The sequence below is a fragment of the Amniculibacterium aquaticum genome (assembly GCF_003852705.1).
GTDB classification, from domain to species: Bacteria; Bacteroidota; Bacteroidia; order Flavobacteriales; family Weeksellaceae; genus Amniculibacterium; species Amniculibacterium aquaticum.
Genome location: NZ_REFA01000001.1, coordinates 275,145 through 297,951, shown reverse-complemented (window position 1 = coordinate 297,951; position 22,807 = coordinate 275,145). Strand labels below are relative to the sequence as shown.

The following is a 22,807-nucleotide window of genomic DNA, read 5'->3' as shown; positions in this document are numbered from 1 at the left end:
AAAAAATAAAATCTCCAAGCTGTGCAAGGAGATTTCAATTTTAATCTTTCTTGGAGGGCATACCTGCCAAAATAAGATTTAGGAATGGGATAAGAAATAAAAAACCAGAATACCCTGCATCTTGTACTCTTTTATATCCCAATATGATTAATATAACAAAACTTATTATTGTATAAATCATATAAGTCATTTCTGTAATAACTTCTCTTTGATTAAACTGTCGCATGATGACATTTAATAAAATATAGGCTACAAAAAACAACCAAAAATGTGGGAGCTTAACCCTTAACGCACTTACATTTAATTTCATTGTATTACTGTTTTTACTTTTGTAGGACAATTATCTATTGTACAGTTAATATACCAATCTAGAACACACCCAACTCCCTCCGAAATGCATTTTATCATTTGAAACCAATTCTGGCTATGAATCCCTTCATCAACACATTTTCTAATACCTTGGTAGGTACACGGGTATTTTACTGGTGGAGTAGAATTTAACTGAGAAAAACTTAAAAATTCACCATTAGTAACCACAACATCATTTATCTTATATCCATCAAGATAAAACTCCATCACTACATTTGCACTAGTCGAATTATCTTTTACATAATTAATAAAATCATTTTCATTATTAAAAACCTGCATATCACCAGTACTATATAAAACAAATTTCATTGTATGAAATTCATAGTCTGGATTATTAGTTTCTAATTCCTCTAAATTTACTTCTGAAACATTTTCTATTTCATAAGCACTCTTTTGTCTTGTATACTTATCTACTTTAATAATTGATAATTGCTTCTTTTGAAAAATAATTCCTTCGATCTTCATTTGAAAATTTTGAAGTTGATTCCTTTTTCCCATTTTCACTTTTTTGTAAATTCATTTCAAAATGTTCTCTTGAACAATTCAATACACTTACAAATGACATCACTAAGAGTGAAAAATTGATGATTTTTCTCATAACTTTTTTATTTTTTATTGTTAATGAGATAAAACTAAAACTAAAACTATGCAAATTTTCACGAATATATCTTAAAAATTTAACATACTTTAACACAATATCAATAAAAACTCTCGTAACCTTTCGCCTTCATTTTGAACTTTGTTGTAAAGTTCTCTAACCACAATGTGACTTCTTTTGTTTTTACCTTAACCACATAGATTCTCATAGAAATTATTATTTGAAGTCGACAAAAAATCAACGAATAAAAAGAGTGAGCATCGTAAAAATTTTATTTCCTATGAAAACTTATTGAACAGCCTATATAACTCTATATGATAAAAACATCCTAACCTCCAAAGTCAATAAAATCAACTTGTTTATTTCTTAAGGACTCTACTACCGCAGCCCAGCTTGAGCGGAACTCCTTTTGCGAGGAGGTACGACAAGCAAAAGAGTGGGAGCGGAAGATGGATAAGCTGCCCCAAGAAAAACTTATAAATTGTATATTTGCGCTGTTAAATTTTTGAATAAATACTTAAAAATATGAAAACTTACGCAGCCATTCCTGAGGAAAATGCCACTTATGAAAACTCTAAAGTAACCCTAGTTACCGTGCCTTACGACGGGACTTCGACTTGGGGCAAAGGTGCCGACAAAGGTCCTGAACTGTTTTTGGACGCTTCGGAAAATATGGAATTGTACGACATAGAAACCGGTACCGAGCCGTATTTGGAAGGGGTTTTCTTGGCTGGAGAAGTCAGTGAAAACACCACTCCTGAAGCCATGACGGAAGCCGTGTACCAAAAGACAAAAGAATTGGTGGGGAAGTCGGACAAATTGTTCACCCTTTTTGGTGGCGAACACTCGGTTTCCATTGGCTCTATCCGTGCTCTGGGCGAGAAATATCCTGACCTTACCGTTTTGCAATTGGATGCGCATACCGATCTGAGACCGGATTTCCACGGATCGACTTCTAACCACGCTTGTGCGGTGTACGAAGCTTCGCAGAAACTGAATTTGGTACAGGTGGGAATTCGTTCTTGCGACATCGAAGAGATGCAGTATGTGCCAAAAGGACAATGTTTCTGGGCGCACGAAATTGCCCACAACGAAAACTGGATCAACGATGTTTTGGAAAAAGTTTCGGGCAATGTGTACATCACCATCGACCTAGATGCCTTTGACCCGTCCATTGCTCCATCAACAGGAACGCCGGAACCGGGCGGATTGCAGTGGTATCCGACTTTGGAACTGCTAAGAAAAGTGTTTGAAAAATGCAATGTGGTCGCCTTTGATATTGTAGAACTGATGGACTCGCCGTACAGCAAACCTACGGCTTTCCTCGCAGCGAAATTGTATTATAAAATGTTGGCTTACTACCACATCAATAGAGGTTAGAAGTTAGAGATTAGAAGTTAGAGGTTAATAATTTCTTTAAATTCCATTTTACAAAAGCACCAATTTAGTTTTTAAATTGGTGCTTTTGTGTGAAAAATATATTTTTAATAAAATTTTCAGTTTTTAAATACACAATTCCAAAAAAAGTATATCTTTGTTTGGTTATTAATTAAATAGAATACACTTATGAAAAAATCATTTAGCATGGCCGTTTTAGCAATCGCTATTTCTTTCGGCTCTATTTCTTGTAAAAAAACAATTTCCGACGCGGATCTTTCCAAAGCAGCTACAACTGCACTAACCTCTTATGCAGGGACTTCAGTTGAAGTAAAAGACGGCGTTGCCCACCTTAGTGGAGAGTTTGCGTCTGATGCTGACAAGCAAGCAGCAATTGATGCACTAAAAAAAGTTACCGGAGTAAAAGATGTTATGGATATGGCTTCTGTAAAAGCAGCTGTACAAACCGTGGTTGAAACCGCTTCTGCAATTGACCCGGCCATCACAAAAAAAATCACAGATGCATTGAAAGACTTTCCTTCTGTAAAAGTGGATGTTGTGAACGGAGAACTAACCTTGACAGGAGATGTTTCCCAAACTCAAGCAAGAAAAATCAAAGAATCTGTTGATGCTTTGAAAGTAGGAAAAGTTAACTTTAATTACACTGTAAAATAATTGAGCCATGGGAATATTACAAGATAAATATGCAGGTGTAGTGAGTGCAGCACAAGGCGCTGGAATCTCCGAACTACAAGTTATCGAACAAGATGGCATCCTTTATATCTCGGGAAACGCAAGTGATACTGCCGGTAAAGACGCCGTATGGAATGCTTTGGGCGCTATCGACGCTTCTTATTCCGCATCGGACATCAACATCAATGTTCAGGTGGTAGGATTGGTTGCTGGAGCTGCGCTAAAAGTAATCACGGAGTCGTCTAACCTAAACCTAAGACAAGAACCGTCCACAGAAGCTGCTGTTGTTGGAAAAGCTGCCCACAACGGTCAAGTAACATTGGTAGAACAAACCAATTCCGAATGGTGGAAAGTTAAAAATGAAGACGGTGTAGAAGGTTATGCCTATTCTAGATACTTGCAAGCTTAGTTTTAAATAAAATAAGATTACAATACCAAACACTCGTTTTGAACGAGTGTTTTTTTTATCTTCGCAAGGTTGAAAATGAAATTATGAAAAAAATACTTGCAGTTTTTGCATTCTTATTAGGAAATCTATTAATTTTTAGTCAAAACCATGTCATTAATGGAAAAATTATCAACCCAGAACAACTTCCTTTAGAAAATGCTACCGTTTACCTTTTAAAACAGAAAGATTCGTCCATCATCAACTACACCAGTTCGGGTAAAGAAGGAGGTTTCAAACTAAAAATTTCCAACTTGAATGAAGCCAGTCTTTTGAAAATAGACCATCCTAAATATGCTATTTTTTCTAAAGAATTTAAAAACATCGATAAAGATGTAGAAATGGGCACCCTCATTTTACAGAGAAATTTGGAGTCTAAAATTGATGAAGTAAAAATTACAGCAGCTCCCATAAAAATAAAAAAAGACACCATAGAATTCAAAGCATCAGCAATAAAAGTAAGACCCGATGCCAAGATAGAAGAGCTCCTGAAAGGCATCCCTGGAGTTGAGATGGACAACGATGGCAAAATCACCATCAACGGAAAAGAGGTGGACAAAATTTTGGTAAACGGAAAGCCTTTTTTTGACAAAGACGGAAAAATTGCTTTGAAAAACCTGACGGCTGACCTCATCAAGAACATACAGTTCACCACGACAAAAACCAAGGAAGAAGAGCTGTCCGGCAAAACTGCAAAATCCGAAAATGCCACCATCAACTTCAACATCGACGAAAAGAAAAACAAAGGTTTCTTGGGAAGAGTCAATTTAGGTTACGGCTCGGACCAACGGTATGAAGGAAGCCTTTTGACCAGTTATTTCAACAAAGACAGCAAGGTCAGCCTGTTATCATCTGCCAACAACATCAACTCCGAGGGGTTTTCCAACGACGAAATTTTCGACAGCATGGGCAGTGGCAGAAATGCGTGGATGTTGCAAGGTGGAAATGTATCTTATAGCGGAGGTAGCAGGTACTATTCCTCATCCAGCGGTGCTAAAAAAGGCATTCAAAAATCATCGGTTTTAGGTGTAAATTACTCGGATCAATTTGGAAAAAAGGTCGATTTGGAAACGATGAGCGTTATGGTAAAAAATGGAGATAGCGAAACCCGATCCAAAGTAAACCGAACAACGCTTCTGACGGATTATACCCTGAATACACAATCGGAAAACGAGGGCAACAGCGACAGTCGTCAATTGTCTTTTGACCAATCGATTGTTGTGAAACCCGACACCTTAACCAGCATTTATATTTCTCCGGCTTTCAGTACTTCTTTTTCCAAGAGCATCAGTAAGAACTTGTCTTCTACCAGAAAAAATGGAGTTTTACTCAACAACAATTTATCGTATTCCAACAGCGAATCGTTGAACAACAGCTTCAACAACAACATCTATATCACCAGAAAATTCAAGAAAAAAGGTCGAAGCTTTAGTTTGGATGCCAATACCAACATCAACCAAAGAAACAGCGACAATTTGAGTATTTCCGAAACCGAATTTTTCCAAGGTTCTGGATCCAACGACAATAGAAACCAACAAACCAAAAATAAAGACAACGGCTACAGCTACGGTTTGGGCATCTCCTACACAGAGCCCATCACAGATTCTGTATCTTTAGATATCGCTTTGGATTATAGTCGTGACCGTAACAATCAAGATGCCAGAGTTCATGATTTTGATGCTGCTACTGGGACTTATTCTATTTTCAATTCGGCATTGTCCAATTTTATGTCGAAAAGAACCAGCAGCATAGACCCGAATGTTAGCCTGAACATCAACAAAAAGAAACTCAACCTTTGGATGGGCTTGGATTTCAACATTGATAAAATGAATATTGAAAGCGAATATCAGAATGAGAAATTCAGCTTGGAGAGAACTTTTTTCAATCCGAGTTCTTATTTTGGGATGCAATATAAATTCAACGAAACCTCAAGATTAAGCATCAACAATAACAATTCGTTTTACACGCCATCGGCCAGTCAGCTTTCCACATTTACGAACACTTCCAATCCGCTCGTTTCCTATGTTGGAAATCCGGATTTAAAAAACACTTGGAGCAACTACACCAATGTCTATTTTAGTAAAAACAACATCCAAAAAGGGACAAATTTTTACATCTCTTCGGGCTTCAACTACAGCAACAATGCCGTTGCTTATTTCAGTACCATCGATGACTCCGGCAAGCAACACAGCACCTACACCAATATCTCGGGAAACAAATCGGTACGATTGTCTTTTGGTTATTCCAAAACTTTTAAATGGAACGACAACAAAAGTAAATTGACCATCTCGCCAAGGACTTCCCAATCGTACAGTTACAGCAAAGGTTTTATCAACGGAAATTCGTACACCAGCAACCTATACACCCTTTCGCCGGGGATTAATTTTAGTTTTGAAGAAAAAGACCGTTTCACCATCAAACCTTCTTACTCTTTGAATTATACCACTTCCAAATACGACAATTATGTCATAGATCAGTCCGAAGTATCGTACAATCAATTCAAATTGGAGCTGACCAATTATTTTTTCAAATCCAATCTGGTCATCGGAAATGATTTTGAATACAACACCAATTCGATCACCCAACCCGGATATAAAAAGGATTTTTATTTTTGGAACACCAGTATTGGATATTTATTTTTTAACAAACAACTCACCGCCAAAGTGAAGGTTTATGATGTACTGAACCAAAACCAAAGTGTAAGCAGAAGCATAAACTCAACCTACATCGAAGATCGCGAAGACCTTATCCTAAAACGATACATCATGTTTTCGTTGAGCATGAAGCTTAATAAATTTGGAGGTAAAAAATAGATTTTAGACTTTTTTTCATAAACCTATTGAAAAGATTATATTTGTAAACTTACAAATAATAACTATGAAAGGACAAAATAAGCTTTTTATCGCCATCATTGTTTCGCTTATTCTCGGGGTTGCTGCAGGTGCAATTGTACATCTTCAGTATCCGGAATCGGCCGATGGTTTTTCCAAAAACATCAAACTATTGGGTACCATCTTCATCCGTTTGGTACAGATGATCATTGCACCGTTGGTTTTTACGACACTTGTGGTGGGCATTGCCAAGATGAGCGACATCAAAATGATCGGAAGAGTCGGTTCCAAAGCCATGTTGTGGTTCATTACAGCCTCCTTGATCTCTCTGATGATCGGTTTGGTCTTGGTCAATTGGATGGAACCCGGAAAAGTAACCAACTTGGATCTTAGCGACACCTCATCGGCATCGGAAATCATGCATTCAACAAAAGATTTTTCTTTAGAAGATTTTGTAAAACATGTGATCCCTAAAAGCTTGTTCGAAGCCTTTGCAACCAACGAAGTATTGCAAATTGTGGTTTTCTCCGTGATGTTTGGGATTGCCCTTGCCAATATGGGCGAGCAATACACCAAGCCCATCATCAAAGCATTTGATATTTGCGCACATGCCATTCTGAAAATGGTTGGCTACATCATGTGGGTGGCTCCACTTGGGGTTTTCGGATCTATTGCTGCCATTGTAGCCACCAAAGGATTTTCTATATTCACGGTTTATGCCGTATATCTTAGGGACTTTTTCTTTGCCTTGGCCATTTTATGGTTGGTCTTGTTGGCTGTAGGTTATATGATTTTAGGAAATCGACTTTTTGAATTGTTAAAAAGAATTAAAGAACCTTTACTCATCGCATTTTCCACCACCAGTTCCGAAGCCGTTTTCCCAAAATTGGTAGAAGAATTGGAGCGATTTGGTTGCAACAACAGAATTGTATCTTTTATCTTACCGCTCGGATATTCCTTCAACCTGGACGGCAGCATGATGTACATGACTTTTGCATCCATCTTTATCGCTCAAATCTACGGCATCGAAATGAGCCTTGGACAACAAATCGTTATGCTATTGGTGCTTATGCTTACCTCCAAAGGAATTGCGGGTGTCCCAAGAGCCAGTTTGGTAATCATTGTCGCAACCTGTTCCATGTTTGGGATACCACCAGAAGGGATTGCCCTTATCCTTCCAATAGACCATTTCTGCGACATGGGAAGAAGCATGACCAATGTTCTTGGAAATGCACTTGCAACATCAGCAGTGTCCAAATGGGAAGGACAATTGGACAATCACGGCGGTGAATTGTAAATCGAAATACAACCATCATCCTCTTCAAAATTTGGAGAGGATTTTTTAGAACCTATTTAAAATTTTACCGAAATAATAATTCGGCTATTTCTAATCTTTCTTATCTGCCTTTTTGTATTCTATTCAGTGTATTTTGCATTTTAAATTTTTGTTTTAGCCCGCTAAAACTTCAATTTTAAAACCCAAAATCCATCTAAATATCGATACAAAAAATCTAGATATAAAATTTAAACATGAAAAAAAGCACCATCATAACAACATTAATTGTTCTTGTCCATACCCTTGTCATTGCCCAAACCCAACGCACTACCGTTTTCCGATCCGGTGAAGACGGCTACCTCAGCTACAGAATCCCGGCCATCATTTCCCTAAACAATGGTGAGTTGTTAGCTTTTTGTGAAGGTCGAAAAAATGGAGCTTCAGATTTTGGAGACAACGACATTGTCATGAAAAGAAGTACCGACAGAGGCCGAACTTGGCAAAAGCTACAACTTGTGGTAGATTACACCAACTTACAAGCCAGCAATTCGGCTCCCGTATTGGATACTTCAGACCCCAAATATCCCAACGGCAGAATTTTTCTCTTTTACAACACCGGCAATGCCCATGAATACGAAGTTAGATCCGGAAAAGGACTGAGAGAAGCTTGGTACATCACCTCTACCGATATGGGTAAATCGTGGTCGCAACCCGTGAACATTACCAAAGAAGTACACCGACCGAACCAACCGAGATACCATACAGAATATCGATTCCCTGAAGATTGGAGAGCCTATGCCAATACTCCGGGACATGCTTTGCAAATAAAAAACGGAAAATATAAAGGCAGAATATATGTCGCTGCCAACCACTCCAAAGGCAATCCCAAAAACGACTACTCCGATTATCAAGCCCATGGCTATTACACGGACGATCATGGAAAATCGTTTAAAATAAGTAAGTCTGTAGAATTTCCAGGTTCCAACGAATCCACAGCTGCAGAACTGAGCAGTGGAAAATTGATTCTGAATAGCCGCAACCAAAAAGGAGATGCCAAAGCAAGAATTGTCTCAACAAGTAACGACGGTGGCGAGACTTGGGCCGAAACAAAAATAAACCACCAACTTCCAGATCCCGTCAACCAAGGGAGTCTTTTGAATTTAGGCAAAAAAAATGGAAAAGAAATCCTTGCTTTCTGCAATGCTGCCGACACCCAACAAAGAAACAACCTGACATTAAGAATCAGTTTGGACGAAGGAAAATCGTGGACCAAATCCTGGAAAATAGATCACAGTGACGACCCCAAAATCGACTTTACCGCCTACTCGGATTTGGTAAAAATTGGCGAAAATAAAATTGGAATTCTCTACGAAAGAAACAACTATCAGGAGATCGTCTTCACTACCATCAATTGGAAATAGACGGTTTTCGGACTTGAATCCGGATCAAAGTTTAGCTTCCTTAAAGAAAATATTTTGCGTAGTTTATGTTGAAATAGTACTTTTGTTGAAATTTAATAATTAAAAATGAAGAAATTATTTACACTCGCTGTTATTTCTGGCTTATTTTTAAATTCTTGCGGAAAAGAAGAGGCAGAAGTTATATACACTCCATTGATCAACGGAACTTGGAAGTTGTCCAAAGTAGCACAAATTTCAGGTAAAGACGGACACATCATCAATTCCATTACCATGGAAGGTTGCGACTTGGAGAATACCTACACTTTTAATGCTAACAATTCTTTCAAATTCGAATATCACGAGGGTAGCAATTGCGAAACCATCACTTCGGAAGAAGGAACTTATGATTACATCAACAGCCCGAGCATCAACAAATTGGTATTAAAATACGCCAACGATCCTGAAGTGGAAGAATTGATCGTGCAAAAGCTTGATGAGTTGGAGCTTCAGACCTATTCGCCCGAGTTAGAAGATTTTAACGGAGACGGTGTTTTGGACAAAACCGTGATGTACATGCACAGATAAAATGCATAATCCACCCATGGATAGAATAAAAATACCTGTAAAAACGGGATGGTTTCCTTATGCAATCACCCTTGTATTAACTTCTGTCGTGGCTTACGATGCCATCATCTCACAATCTTGGATTGTAGGATTAGTTGGTGCTATTGTTTTACTTTTTTTCGTAGTGACTATTTTCAGTATTCATTATGAAATGGACGAAGATTACCTTTATATCTATTCTTATTTTAGAGTCTATAAAAAAGTAGAGATCAGGAGGGTGTATAAAATTGAAAAAACTTGGAATCTTATTTCATCACCTGCACCTAGCATAACAGGACGGGTAGAAATCTACTGGAACGGATACAATTCCGTCGTTATTTCACCAAAAAATTTTGAAGATTTCAAAACAGAATTGCTCAAAAGAAATCCGGACATCGTAGTCAAAGAATAAAATAAAAAAGCTCTACTTTCATCAGAAAATAGAGCTTTTTTATGGGATAAAATCCAAATTATTTTACAGAAATCTCATCGATAAAAATATACGATTGGTTTCCTGCTCCCACATGCCAATCGGGCAAAGTCCCAAAATTATAGGCTTTCACTTTAATATATTTTGCAGTGGTCGGCAATACTTTCGCGGTATAATCTTTTACCTGAGATTGGGTATCTTCAGGCTTAACATCTGTATTTTCGACTGTTGCAATCAAGAAGAAATCTTTGTTGTCCGAAGAAGCATAATACTCTACTTTTCTCGGCATCAAAATCCAAGATCTGCTGTCCTGAAGATATGAGGATGAAATTTCGTGAATGTTTTTTTGCGTTTTCATGTCGATTACCGCTTCAAAATCCTGCCCTTGATATCCTTGCCACTCGCCCTTTCTCCAGTTTTCGGTTCCTCTTATTCCGTCAATTAACGATTTAAAACCACCGTTGTGGTACTGAGCTACAAAAATTGAAGAAACCTCTATATCCCAATTGTTGGGTCTTTTGTAAAACACCGCTTCGTCCAAAGTACTTTTTCTGCCTTTATTTTCTGAGAAAGCCGTCACCTTCGTTGTTTTGTTGATGGTAAATGGTTTTTTGTACGGTTTAAAATCTGAATTCTTCTCACCTTCAGTCAGTTGATAAAACACTTTATCCTTAGGGTTCAGCGCTTCTATTTCCACTTTAGATTCAAAATCAAAAAGTTGCTTGGATTTCACCACCGGAGTCGGCACCAATGCTGTATACGGCAGTGGTTGCAAAGCTTGAACATTTTGGAAGCCGAGTTTTTTAAGATCAGATTTTGGAGTATTTTTCGTGATGATGGTCGAAGTACCGTCTTCAAAATTAATTTTAACTTCATCAAAATACGGCACGGTCGTTTCCCATTCTGGTTTTCCTGGCGTTACGCTGTATATCCCCATGGAGCTTAAGATGTACCACGCAGACATCTGTCCACAATCTTCATTTCCGATCAATCCATCCGGAGTATTTTTGTAAAAATTATCCAAAATGTATTTTATTTTGGCATCGGTTTTTTCAGGTTTTCCTACAAAATTATAGAGGTAGGCAATGTGGTGACTCGGTTCGTTTCCGTGTGCATACTGACCGATAAGTCCTGTGATATCAACTTGTTCCCGGCCTGTGGTTTTTTCTGGAGCAGAAAATAAGGCATCTAAAAAGTCCTCAAAATTCTTTTTGCCACCGTGAGCATTGATGAGCCCAGAAATATCCTGAGGCACAAAAAAGGAATATTGCCAAGAGTTGCCTTCAGTAAAATTATTATTCACCTCTCGTGGATCAAAAGGCTCTAGCCAAGATCCGTTTTTTCTGGCTTGCATAAATCCTGTTTTGGGATTGTACAAATTTTTCCAACTCTGAGACCTCTTCATGAAGTACTCATAGTCTTCTTTCTTGCCCAACATCTGAGCCATTTGCGCAATACACCAATCGTCGTAGGCGTACTCCAAAGTTTTGGAAACGCTTTCGTGCTCGTCATCTATGGAGATGAAGAGGTTTTTTTTATACGCATCCAAACCAAAAATATTGAGCATGGCCGAATTTTTTGAAGCTTTAAAAGCCAATTCGTAATCAAAACCTTTTATCCCTTTCGCCATGGCATCGGCAATTACGGGAACGGCATGATAACCAATCATGCACTCGGTTTCATTGGCTGCCAATTCCCAAACTGGTAGTCTCCCACCTTGTTCAAATTGTTTTATGAAAGTATTGATGAAGTCGGTGGTTCTTTTTTTGTCGATGAGGGTCATCAAAGGATGAGCACCACGGAAAGTATCCCAAAGGGAGAATACGGTGTAATAATCATAACCATCAGCGGTATGGATTTTATTGTCCCGACCACGGTATTTTCTGTCTACATCAAAATAGGTATTGGGCTGGGTAAAAACATGATACATCGCTGTGTAGAAAATGGTTTTCTTGTCGTTATCCTCAGACTTCACCTCTATTTTGGCGAGTTCTTTATCCCAAAGTTGTTCGGCTTTTTTATGGATTTCATCAAAAGAATTGCTGCTACCTTCTGCCAACATATTTTTTCTTGCACCTTCGTAAGAAACCGGAGAAATAGAGACTTTCACCAACAACTTCTCCCCTTTTTTCATATCCGAAGAAAAAGCCAATGCTATTTTTTTTCCGTTGATGGTCACGGTTTTTTGGTTAGGCAAACTGGTATTGGCTAGGGTTTCGGTTTTCTCACCGTTGGATGCAAGATCTGAGAACTTCATGGGTTTTGAAAACTCTATTCTGGCATATACGAATTGATTTTCTGCCCACGCTTTACTTCTTCGGAAAACCTCAACGGTTTTGTCGTCTAAAATTTTCACTTCACCTTCCAGCACCTCATCACGGTGGTTAAGATCCAAAATGACATTCCCTTGCCCCGATTGGTTGTAGGTATATTCATGATAGCCCACTCTTGTGGTGCTGGTCAATCGGACATCGATATCGTTTTTCAATAATTTTACAGAATAAAATCCTGCACTGGCTTTTTCTTGTTGATGAGAGAATGCCGACGAGTAATTCTGTGGCTGAAAATTAGGTTTTCCCATGGTAGGCATCAACATCACATCGCCATAATCCGAAACACCGGTTCCGTTCAGGTGGGTATGAGAAAACCCATAAATTATAGAATCCGAATAATGGTATCCGCTGCAACCGTCCCAACTGCCATCGATACGGGTATCTGGAGAAAGTTGGACCATGCCAAAAGGTACTGTAGCTCCGGGAAAAGTATGTCCATGTCCTCCGGTCCCAATCATGGGATTGACATATTTTGAGTAATTCTGGCCAAAAAACAAACCAGAAATTAAAACACTTGAAAGTAGTATGTTTTTCATAATGATGAAAAAAGAATTTTAAAATTCTCAAAAATACGCATTTATTATTTGAACAATTATAAAAAACAGACCCGCCTACAATCACCAATTAACAATTAAAAATATTCAACATCTTGCTATTTATTATTAATTATTTTAACTAAATTTGATGTAATGATTTCAAAAACAACAAACAATACGCCATGACATAAGAACACTCAACTGCTAAAAACTAAACCACCATGATTACTTTTACGATCTTACTCATCTTCATAGCGCTGGGCTTTTTAATTCCTCATGCTCTTGAAATTTTCATTCCTAAAAACGCTAAACAAATCACAATTTTCAGGGATCACGAACAAAAATACCCGTATTATTTCAGTCCACAAAAACCCGTTCATTGGTTCGATTTTCAAGGCCTCATCAATACTTTCAGACGAGTTTCTTTGTCCAGTGACATTCTTTCTGTCATTGATAAAAGAGAAGTTCAAGCCAATTTTGGCAAAGATAATTTCAACGAAATCTTTGACAAAAGAAGCCATCCTGATGAATATTGGCTGGATTTTATTGCCGATACCGGAGACGGATTCGATACAACCACATCCGTATTTTATCACCTTACCCGATCCCATTTTAGCAAAAATCTGGGAGTAAATCTAAAACCGGGTGATGCCTTGGTGATTGGTGGAGATCTGGTCTATCCTGACGGTTCGGACAAAAATTATGGAGACCGCTTCAAAGGGCCTATACGATTTGTTTTCCCATCAAAATCCAGAGAATCGGCTCCTTATTTACTGGCTGTTCCTGGCAACCACGATTGGTACGATGGGCTCACCGCATTCTATCGTATGATGGCGCAACAAAACATCATTGGAAATTACAAAACCATACAAAACAGGAGCTATTTTGCCTATCATTTGGGCTTCAACCATCACCTTTTTGGTTTGGACAATCAATTGAAAGGAGATTTGGATCTTCCTCAAATGGAATATTTTAAAAAATACATTGAAAATTTATGCAAAATCGGTTCTACTCATCATATCATACTGTTGGTTGCCGAACCGTATTGGTACGCCTTTGAAGCCAAGGATTTCAAAAAACGAAGACAGAGAATGGACAGCATCGACTATTTTGTGAAAGTCATGCGAACGGTGATTAATAACAACAAGGCTTACGATACCGAAGTAGAATTTGACATTGTAATCACAGGCGACATCCATCATTATTCTCATTATGAATTGCGTTCCCCGAATCATAAAACCGATGTCAAACATTACATCGCTTCCGGTGGTGGTGGTGCTTTTGGGCATGTTACTGGATTTTTGAAAGAAGAGATTATACTTCCTAAATTAGGAAACTCGACCACAGAATACATTCCCTACGACCTTAAAAAACGATACCCTTCCAAAGAAGTTTCAGACAAGTTCATCGGTTACAATCTATTATTTTTCATTAAAAATTACAAATTTACCTCTCTCATTTTATTTTTCTCTTTGATCGCCATTTATATCCATTCATTCACAGACAATATTGCAATTGAGATCATCAGTATTTTCATGGTTCCGGCTATTTTAACGCTAACGGTCGTTCAAGTTGCCAACCCTGAACCTTCGGATTTGGAACGAAGACATAATAAAATTTTATACGCATCACTTTTTATTGTTTGTTCTGTCGTATCAAGTATTTTTCATTTAAATCTTTTCGACACGGATTTTATCCTTCCCGATTGCAATCCAAAATTCGGGTTATTTATTATTCAATGGGTAATTCCCGCCTTGATACAAGCTTTTTTGATGGGGGTTTATTTTTATCTCAGTTATCGCTTTTACGGACTTCATGTTACTGAAATTTCATCGGGAAAAATTCAAGAAGGTTATAGAAATTTTATAAAATTCAAAATCACCAAGGACGAAATTACACTTTATGTTTTCGGAATTAAGGAACAATATCAATGGTTAAATCTCATCAAAAAAAACAATCCCAAAGACCTACAAAAACAGATGTCTGAAGAAACCACTTTTGATGAAAATGGACACGACACATTTCTAAAAAAACACTTCAACAACTACAAAGACAACCTAAAGCTAATAGAAACCATAAAAATTAAACACCATGAAACCACAAGCCCAACCCAACAATCATGATCACCACGACAGTGTAATCTCGTACAAACAACTCCGAATGTTTATAGGATTACTTGGCTTTTTACTCACTTTTTTATTGATACTAACTACTTTTATCTTAGGTGATTCTAAAGTATTCAAGATCAGTATCAGCCATTACTATTACAGTTTTGGACACATTATTTTTGTAGGTTCCCTATGCATTATGGGAGGATTATTTCTCACCTACAGAGGAAAAGATCGCTGGGAGAACCGCGTTTCTAATTTATCTGGAGCATTTGCCATCGGTGTAGCTGCATTCCCGACCAAACTCAACGGCTATGAAGGCAATGAATATCTTAGTATTTTTGATCCTTTTTACAGGGATTGGATGAACATTGTACATTTCGCTTGTGCCTTTTGTTTATTCCTTTCTTTTTCTATTTTTTGCCTTTCCTTTTTTCAGAAATCAGACGAAGACATTTCGGAAGCAAGCACCGAAGATATGGACAAGAAAAAAAACAGAAACATGTACTACAGAATTTGCGGCATAGGTATATTGCTCAGCATTGCACTGATCGCTTTCTTCAGCTTCATCGTCACCGAAAAAGACCATCCAAATAGCATTTTGGTCAAATACTCTACCATTATTTTCGAGTCCACTGCATTGTTCTTCTTTTCCACTTCTTGGCTGATGAAATCCAGTGATATTTTAAGTCCTAAAATACCATTCATGAATTATTTCAGATAAAATAGTCTTACTTTTATTCATTCTAAATTAAATAAAAACCGTATTTTTGTACTTCATTTTTTTTATACCATTAAATCATGCTTACAAAAATAAAAGTTCAAGAATTTCTGAAAGAAATTGAAGTGGACGATCTGGTGAACAATCTACAAATTATGGGCAACGAAGTTTACATCGACATGACGGCACATTCGCCTGCCATGCACGAGAAGAAAAAACTAGAAGTAGCCATGAAACAAGCTTTTGCTTCGGAATTCGGAGAGCAAGTAAACTTGAAAATAAAAATCGTTTCTCCAGAACCCAGTCAAGTTCAACAAAATCAGATTAAAGGAAAACAAATCCCAGGAATACAAAACATCATTGCGATTGCGTCCGGAAAAGGAGGTGTAGGAAAATCTACCGTTGCAACCAATATGGCTGTGACCCTTGCCAAAATGGGCTTCAAAGTTGGATTATTGGATGCCGACATCTACGGACCGTCCATCCCAACCATGTTGGATACCGAAGGATCTAGACCTTTGTCGGTAGAAGTAAACGGCAAAAACTTGATGGAACCTGTAGAAAATTATGGCGTGAAAATGCTTTCTATAGGCTATTTTTCCGGAGCCAACCAAGCTGTAGTTTGGAGAGGACCCATGGCTTCAAAAGCATTGAACCAAATGATCAGAGATGCACATTGGGGCGAGTTGGATTTCTTATTGATCGACCTGCCTCCAGGTACAGGTGATATCCACCTATCCATCATCCAAGAAGTTCCTGTGACCGGTGCAGTAATTGTATCTACACCACAACATGTTGCCTTGGCCGATGTTAGAAAAGGTATTGCCATGTTCACCATGGAAAGCATTCATATCCCTGTTTTGGGACTTATCGAAAACATGTCTTATTTCACACCTGAAGAATTGCCAAATAATAAGTATTATATTTTTGGTAACCAAGGTGCACAAAACATGGCAAACGATTTAAACATCCCTGTTTTGGGCGAAATCCCAATCATCCAAAGCATCCGTGAGGCGGGTGATGTTGGAAGACCGGCAGCTTTGCAAGAAGATTCAAAAATAAGTGAAATCTATTACCAAACGGCCCAAAACTTAGTCGCCAGCTTGGTAGAGAGAAACAACAACCTGCCACCTACCGAAGCCGTAAAAATTACGACCATGGCAGGATGCTCTCCAAAAAAATAATCTTATTTTTGACGAATTTTTAGAATTTCATTTATTACGACATGAACCACGAAGAAACAGTTACCAAAGTATTAGAAGCTTTAGAATCCATCCGTCCTTTTCTACACAACGACGGAGGCGATATTGAATTGATTGAAGTAAAGGACAATAAAGTTTTTGTAAAATTAATTGGCAATTGCAACGGTTGTCCGATGAGTTTTTCGACCATGAAATTGGGGGTTGAAAACACCGTTAAACAATTTGTCCCGGAAATTACAGAAGTAATAAATGTTGAGTAAAAAACAATCTATTTTCCCATAAACAAAAATCCACATTCCGTTCGAATGTGGATTTTATGTTATTGGATAACCTTAGTATCCCAAAAGTTTCAAAACATCTTCTGGCTTTTGCTCTTCACGGAAAACCGTATAGACAAACTCACCATTTTCGTCCTTATCAATGAGGATGTGTTTGGGTTGCGGCAACAAGCAATGGTGCACACCGCCGTATCCGCTGATGGTTTCCTGATAGGCTCCCGTATGGAAAAACCCGATGTACAAAGGTTTTGTATCGTTGAACACCGGTAGATAAATCGCATTGGTGTGCTGCTCGGAGTTGTAATAATCGTCGGAGTCACAAGTCAATCCACCTAAAAACACCCTTTCGTAAGTATCGTCCCAACGGTTGAGCGGAAGCATGATGAAGTGTCTGGAAATTGCCCAAGTATCCGGCAATGTGGTCATAAAAGACGAGTCGATCATGTTCCATTTTTCTCTATCGTTTTGTCTTTTTTGAGAAATAATTTTATAGAGATGCCCTCCAGATTCGCCCACAGTAAAACTTCCAAATTCGGTGTAGATGTTCGGTTCATCCACTCCTTCTTCTTCGCAGAATTTTTTAATTTGCATCACAATTTCATTCACCATATATTGGTAATCATAATCGAAATTAAGCGATGTTTTAATAGGAAAACCTCCACCAATATTCAGACAATCCACCTCTGGAGCAATTTTCTTTAAACGGGCATACACACGAAGACATTTGTACAACTCGTTCCAATAATACGCGGTGTCTTTGATACCGGTATTGATGAAGAAATGCAACATTTTGAGTCTTGCATTGGGATGCTCTGCAATTTTCTGAGAATAATACGGGATGATGTCTTTGTATCCAATTCCCAATCTCGAGGTATAAAATTCGAATTTTGGTTCTTCCTCAGATGCTATTCTGATCCCAATATCAAAGGTAGAATCGATGCTTTCCGTTAGCTTATCCAACTCTCTGTAATTATCGATAATCGGAGTAATGTTCTCGAATCCGCTGTTGATCAGGTTAGAGATTTTGGTTAAATAATCATCGGTTTTGAAACCGTTACAAATTACTTCTATCGATTTATCGACTTTACCCTCATCGTACAAAGATTTCACAATGTCCATATCGAAAGCCGAAGAGGTCTCTATGGAAATGTCATTTTTTAGAGCTTCATCCAATACAAATTTAAAGTGGCTGGATTTGGTACAATAGCAATAGCGATAGCTTTTTTTGTAATCGTTTCTTTCAAAAGCCTCCTTGAACCATGCTTTTGCACGATTGATGTTCATGGAGATTTTGGGTAGATAATTAAATTTCAGAGGGGTTCCAAATTTTTCGACGACATCCATCAACGGAATGCCATGAAATTGTAATTTGTGCTCGGCAACATCAAACTCTTCTGTTGGAAAATAAAGGGTTTGGTCGATTAATTCTGAGTATTTAATTTTCATTATACGGATAAAAAATTTTAGACTGCAAAATTGCTAAAAAAGTTTGATTTTTTCTTAAAAAAATAACACCAAATTATTGGTGTTTATTTCTTAGTTGTGACTTTGAAAAATCAAAAGTTCACCGGATTGATATTCTATACAAACAACATGCTGTAGTGCACGGTTCCTAATCCCAATCCTGGAAGACAGATCCAGATCTTCGGCATCCAATTCCCACTGAAGTCCCAGAGACTTTACCTTTTGGGCTTTCGGAAAAGGATAAAGTGAAATCATTTTGCCTTCAACATCATTCAGCATCGTTGTTTTTTCAGCAAAAAAATAGTTAGAAAACTCATCAACAAAATAAATTTTCAGCTTGGACTTCATTTTCAGAGCCACATGCAGATTTCCTAAATAATGATCCATCTCGCCGCCACTGCCTCCATAAACGACAACTTCTGAACCTCCGTTTTCCAGGATAATTTCCAATGACTTTTCAAAATCGGTTTTATTTTGATCGGGCGTGTGTATGAATTTTTCTTGATAGATGCCATCGTCGATTCCGGAATGCGAATCGAAATCGCCGGAAATAAAATCCAATTTTTCTAAAGGAAAGTTTTTTTCTTTTAAATAATGAAAAGCTCCGTCCGAACAGCCTACACCGTCGTACAATTCACAGTTTGGAAGTACATTCGGCGGTTGACCGTTGATAAAAAGCAGGTACTTTTTCATTTATAAAAAAACAAGAATTTTTAAGGAAAAATTAGCGTTGGTTGGGATTCCAGAACTCTTCAGGCTCGCTCTGATTTTTAGAAACAAATCGTCCCAAAACAAAAAGATAATCCGAAAGTCGGTTCAGGTATTTCACCAATTCCGGTCTCAATTCTTCGGATTCGTTCAAGAAAACCAAAGCCCTTTCGGCTCTACGGCATACGGTTCTGGAAACATGAAGTGCTGTTGCCGCCTTTCCACCACCGGGCAAAATAAAATATTGCAACGGCTCCAGTTGAGCTTCCATCTCGTCCATCCAGACTTCCAACTCTTCAATTTCTTTTTCAGAAATCACCAAAGGCAATCTCGATTTTCCATTGGCCAACATCAGTTTATCCGCTGGAGTTGCCGACTCGGAACCTACAGTAAACAAGTCGAACTGAATTTTTTTCAGTTGCTTAATGGTTTCTTCGCTTTCGATTTGGCTTTTTGCTACGCCGATAAACGCATTAAGCTCATCAATGGTTCCGTAAGCTTCTACCCTTGCAGACGCTTTAGAAATTCGGGTCCCACCGTATAAAGAAGTTTGGCCTTTGTCGCCGGTCTTGGTGTATATTTTCATATTATTTTGTAATAAATTATCCTTCGAAAGAATAAGTGGTTAAGTATTTTAATGCTTCGGCACTTTGTTGTTGAGCTTCTGTTCGGGCATCGTCCAAACTGTACTGAGCATTAATTTCTTTTTTAAGTAATACAAACGAGTTGTAGGCGTTTTTATCGATTTCTTCTGAAAATACTTTTTCAATTTCAGAATTCCCTAGCGAGGCAAAGCCAATTTCATCAAAGCCATAAAGCAATCTCAATTGCTCTTTATTTTCAAAATTTTCATTTACGAATTCTTGAAAATGAGTTTTGGCCTCGAAATTCCCACCCCAAACTTGGTACACAAAATGTTTTTTCTTGGGTTTGTTCAAAATATCTTGGTACACGAAATTTTCTCCCAGATACGCCTCACGCACCTGTGGGTCGTTTGCCAACTCTCGTGGTGCACCTTCTTTTAGAATTCGACCTTCGAACATGATGTAGGTTTTATGGGTGATAGCCAAGGTCTGTTGCACATTGTGGTCGGTGATTAGGATACCGATATTTTTATCCGTTAGGCTTCGTACAATTTTCTGAATATCTTCTACAGCAATGGGATCTACACCGGCAAAAGGTTCATCCAAAAGTATGAAACTGGGATCCGTTGCCAAACATCTCGCAATTTCCGTTCTTCTTCTTTCTCCACCAGAGAGCAAATCGCCACGGTTTTTTCTAACATGCTGAAGGGAAAATTCTTCGATCAGCTCGTCACATTTGCGTTGTTGATCTTTTTTGGAAAGCTTGGTCAATTGTAAAACTCCCATGATATTTTCTTCCACCGATAGTTTTCGAAAAATGGAAGCTTCCTGTGCCAGATAACCTATCCCATTTTGAGCTCGGCGATACATGGCATCTTGAGTGATGTCTTTATTGTCTAAAAAAATTTTTCCAGAAGTCGGTTTCACCAAACCCACGATCATGTAAAACGAGGTGGTTTTCCCAGCTCCGTTCGGACCGAGCAGACCAACGATTTCGCCTTGTTTTACCTCAACAGAAACACCTTTTACTACTTTTTTGGGACCGTATTCTTTTATTAAATTCTCTCCTCTTAATATCATAAGGGCAAAGATAAATAAATCGTAATGAACTATTCACATAAAAAAAATACATTCAAAAAAAATAAAAACTACTTTTGCTTTTATAATTTCACAGCTTATGTTTAAGAAAATAGGAATAGCCGCATTAGCATTATTGGCTACAACGCCCGTTTTTGCTCAAAAAAACACTACTTCAGAACAACCCAAATTGGTTGTAGGATTGGTCATTGACCAAATGCGTTGGGACTACCTCCATCGATATTATTCAAAATTTGGTGACGGCGGTTTTAAAAGATTACTGAACGAAGGTTTCTCCTTGAACAATGTACACATCAACTATGTACCAACCGTTACCGCTATTGGACACACCTCGATATACACAGGATCTGTACCCGCCATACACGGCATTGCAGGAAACGATTGGGTGGACAAGCAAACCGGAAAAAACATGTACTGCACTACCGACGAAACCGTACTTCCCGTTGGTACCAGCAGCGACAAGGTTGGCAAGCATTCTCCAAGAAATCTATGGAGCACAACGGTTACGGATCAATTGAGATTGGGCACCAACTTCCAAGCAAAAGTTATTGGAGTTTCTCTTAAAGATCGCGCCTCCATTTTGCCAGCCGGACACAATCCCAATGGAGCATTTTGGTACGATGACACCAGTGGGAATTTTGTAACCAGCTCTTATTACATGAACGAGCTGCCCAAATGGGTACAACAATTCAACCAACAAGATTTGCCAACAAAATTAGTCGCAAACGGTTGGAACACCCTTTTGCCCATCCAACAATATACAGAAAGTTCTCCGGACAATTCTTCGTGGGAAGGACTATTAGGATCGGCAAAAACTCCTACTTTCCCTTACAACAACCTGGCACAAGATTTCCAAAAGAAAAAAGGCGAAATACGAGCAACTCCTTTTGGCAGTACACTCACTTTGAAATTGGCCGAAGCATCTATAACCGGTGAACAATTGGGACAGGACAACATTACCGATTTCTTGGCCATCAACATTGCTTCTACCGATTATGCGGGGCATAAATTTGGACCCAACTCTATTGAAGTTGAAGATGTATATCTAAGATTGGATAGAGATCTGAAGGATTTCTTCAACCATTTGGATGCTAAAGTTGGCAAAGGACAATACACCGTTTTCTTATCTGCAGACCATGGTGGAGCTCATTCTGTAGGCTTTTTGGAAGAACACAAAATACCAACCGGATTTTTTGAAGAAGACATGAAAAAGAATTTGAATGCCGTTTTGAAAGAAAAATTTGGGGTTGAGAAAATCATCAACTCATCACAAAACTACCAAGTGTACTTTGACAGAAAAGTAATTAGTGACCACCAATTGGATCTAGAAAAGATTAAAAAATTCACGATTTCCGAGTTGGAAAAAAGACCGGACTTCCTTTTTGTAATTGATGCCAATGAAGTGCAAGAAACCACTGTCCCTCAACCGATCAAAGAAAGAGTCATCAACGGACTGAACAGGATCAGAAGTGGTGACATCCAGATCATCACCAGAGACAATATGCTCCCTTCATATTCTAAAACCGGAACCACGCACAGCGTTTGGAATTCTTACGACGCTCACATCCCATTAATATTCATGGGAACAGGAGTAAAACAAGGTGAAAGCAATAGAGAATATAACATGACCGATATTGCACCAACCGTTTCGGCCTTGTTAAAAATTCAATTTCCAAGTGGAAATATAGGAAACCCAATTGTCGAGGTTTTGGGCAAATAAAACTTCTCAACAACAAAAAAAATCCATCTCTGA

General features: G+C 38.2%; 19 protein-coding genes and 1 pseudogene. 13 read left to right on the top strand and 7 right to left on the bottom strand.

Annotation, left to right across the window (positions count from 1 at the left end; all coding sequences use genetic code 11):
- Positions 1-40 precede the first annotated feature (40 nt).
- Both EIY84_RS01355 and EIY84_RS01350 read right to left on the bottom strand, forming a co-directional pair.
- Positions 41-310 carry a DUF805 domain-containing protein gene (locus EIY84_RS01355; RefSeq protein ID WP_124639714.1) on the bottom strand — a complete coding sequence of 90 codons (270 nt, stop codon included), beginning with the start codon at positions 308-310 and terminating at the stop codon, positions 41-43.
- Positions 307-834, bottom strand: a complete 528-nt coding sequence (locus EIY84_RS01350; protein WP_124639712.1) for a hypothetical protein — start codon at positions 832-834, stop codon at positions 307-309. Before EIY84_RS01350 ends, EIY84_RS01355 begins: the two co-directional genes overlap by 4 nt.
- Before the next feature lie 658 nt (positions 835-1,492).
- Between EIY84_RS01350 and speB the strand changes: the two genes are divergently transcribed.
- The 8 genes from speB to EIY84_RS11875 all read left to right on the top strand — a co-directional run bounded on the left by speB (position 1,493) and on the right by EIY84_RS11875 (position 10,004).
- Positions 1,493-2,347 carry an agmatinase gene (gene speB / locus EIY84_RS01345; RefSeq protein ID WP_124639710.1) on the top strand — a complete coding sequence of 285 codons (855 nt, stop codon included), beginning with the start codon at positions 1,493-1,495 and terminating at the stop codon, positions 2,345-2,347.
- A gap of 186 nt (positions 2,348-2,533) precedes the next feature.
- On the top strand, positions 2,534-3,019 hold the full coding sequence (locus EIY84_RS01340) for a BON domain-containing protein (protein WP_124639709.1): 486 nt from the start codon (positions 2,534-2,536) through the stop codon (positions 3,017-3,019).
- 7 nt (positions 3,020-3,026) lie between these two features.
- Positions 3,027-3,446 (top strand): SH3 domain-containing protein, encoded by a 420-nt coding sequence (locus EIY84_RS01335; RefSeq protein WP_124639707.1) that lies wholly within the window; start codon positions 3,027-3,029, stop codon positions 3,444-3,446.
- Positions 3,447-3,529: 83 nt separating this feature from the next.
- Positions 3,530-6,295, top strand: coding sequence for an outer membrane beta-barrel protein (locus EIY84_RS01330; protein WP_124639705.1), 2,766 nt, complete (start codon positions 3,530-3,532; stop codon positions 6,293-6,295).
- 64 nt (positions 6,296-6,359) lie between these two features.
- Entirely contained in the window at positions 6,360-7,610 is a 1,251-nt protein-coding gene (locus EIY84_RS01325; protein WP_124639703.1) for a dicarboxylate/amino acid:cation symporter, read from the top strand.
- Between the two features lie 233 nt (positions 7,611-7,843).
- Entirely contained in the window at positions 7,844-9,010 is a 1,167-nt protein-coding gene (locus EIY84_RS01320) for a sialidase family protein (protein WP_124639701.1), read from the top strand.
- A gap of 105 nt (positions 9,011-9,115) precedes the next feature.
- Positions 9,116-9,574: a lipocalin-like domain-containing protein gene (locus tag EIY84_RS01315; protein ID WP_124639699.1), complete on the top strand. Its 459-nt coding sequence runs from the start codon at positions 9,116-9,118 to the stop codon at positions 9,572-9,574.
- Positions 9,575-9,590: 16 nt separating this feature from the next.
- The gene (locus EIY84_RS11875) at positions 9,591-10,004 is read left to right on the top strand and encodes a PH domain-containing protein (protein ID WP_241154713.1); all 414 of its coding nucleotides are present in this window, start codon (positions 9,591-9,593) and stop codon (positions 10,002-10,004) included.
- A gap of 58 nt (positions 10,005-10,062) precedes the next feature.
- Here EIY84_RS11875 and EIY84_RS01305 read toward each other — a convergent pair whose 3' ends face one another.
- Positions 10,063-12,891 (bottom strand): GH92 family glycosyl hydrolase, encoded by a 2,829-nt coding sequence (locus EIY84_RS01305; RefSeq protein WP_124639697.1) that lies wholly within the window; start codon positions 12,889-12,891, stop codon positions 10,063-10,065.
- A 221-nt stretch (positions 12,892-13,112) separates the two neighbouring features.
- Between EIY84_RS01305 and EIY84_RS01300 the strand changes: the two genes are divergently transcribed.
- From EIY84_RS01300 to EIY84_RS01285, 4 genes are all read left to right on the top strand, one after another.
- The gene (locus EIY84_RS01300) at positions 13,113-15,014 is read left to right on the top strand and encodes a metallophosphoesterase family protein (protein WP_124639695.1); all 1,902 of its coding nucleotides are present in this window, start codon (positions 13,113-13,115) and stop codon (positions 15,012-15,014) included.
- Positions 14,983-15,723, top strand: coding sequence for a hypothetical protein (locus tag EIY84_RS01295; RefSeq protein ID WP_124639693.1), 741 nt, complete (start codon positions 14,983-14,985; stop codon positions 15,721-15,723). Before EIY84_RS01300 ends, EIY84_RS01295 begins: the two co-directional genes overlap by 32 nt.
- 77 nt (positions 15,724-15,800) lie before the next feature.
- Positions 15,801-16,904 (top strand): Mrp/NBP35 family ATP-binding protein, encoded by a 1,104-nt coding sequence (locus tag EIY84_RS01290; protein ID WP_124639691.1) that lies wholly within the window; start codon positions 15,801-15,803, stop codon positions 16,902-16,904.
- Positions 16,905-16,945: 41 nt separating this feature from the next.
- A complete protein-coding gene (locus tag EIY84_RS01285; RefSeq protein ID WP_124639689.1) occupies positions 16,946-17,182 on the top strand; it encodes a NifU family protein in 237 nt (78 codons plus the stop codon).
- Between the two features lie 72 nt (positions 17,183-17,254).
- On the opposite strand, the gene EIY84_RS01280 is transcribed toward EIY84_RS01285, so the two are convergent.
- From EIY84_RS01280 to lptB, 4 genes and pseudogenes are all read right to left on the bottom strand, one after another.
- On the bottom strand, positions 17,255-18,646 hold the full coding sequence (locus EIY84_RS01280; protein WP_124639687.1) for a type III PLP-dependent enzyme domain-containing protein: 1,392 nt from the start codon (positions 18,644-18,646) through the stop codon (positions 17,255-17,257).
- A gap of 90 nt (positions 18,647-18,736) precedes the next feature.
- Entirely contained in the window at positions 18,737-19,357 is a 621-nt protein-coding gene (locus tag EIY84_RS01275) for a thiamine diphosphokinase (protein WP_124639685.1), read from the bottom strand.
- A gap of 31 nt (positions 19,358-19,388) precedes the next feature.
- Entirely contained in the window at positions 19,389-19,958 is a 570-nt protein-coding gene (locus EIY84_RS01270; RefSeq protein WP_124639683.1) for a cob(I)yrinic acid a,c-diamide adenosyltransferase, read from the bottom strand.
- A gap of 352 nt (positions 19,959-20,310) precedes the next feature.
- Positions 20,311-21,036, bottom strand: a pseudogene (gene lptB / locus EIY84_RS01265) (LPS export ABC transporter ATP-binding protein); the annotation flags it as partial.
- Between the two features lie 97 nt (positions 21,037-21,133).
- Here lptB and pafA point away from each other — a divergent pair.
- Complete coding sequence (gene pafA, locus EIY84_RS01260; protein ID WP_124639679.1) at positions 21,134-22,774, top strand: alkaline phosphatase PafA; 1,641 nt, start codon at positions 21,134-21,136, stop codon at positions 22,772-22,774.
- The last annotated feature ends 33 nt before the right edge of the window (positions 22,775-22,807 follow it).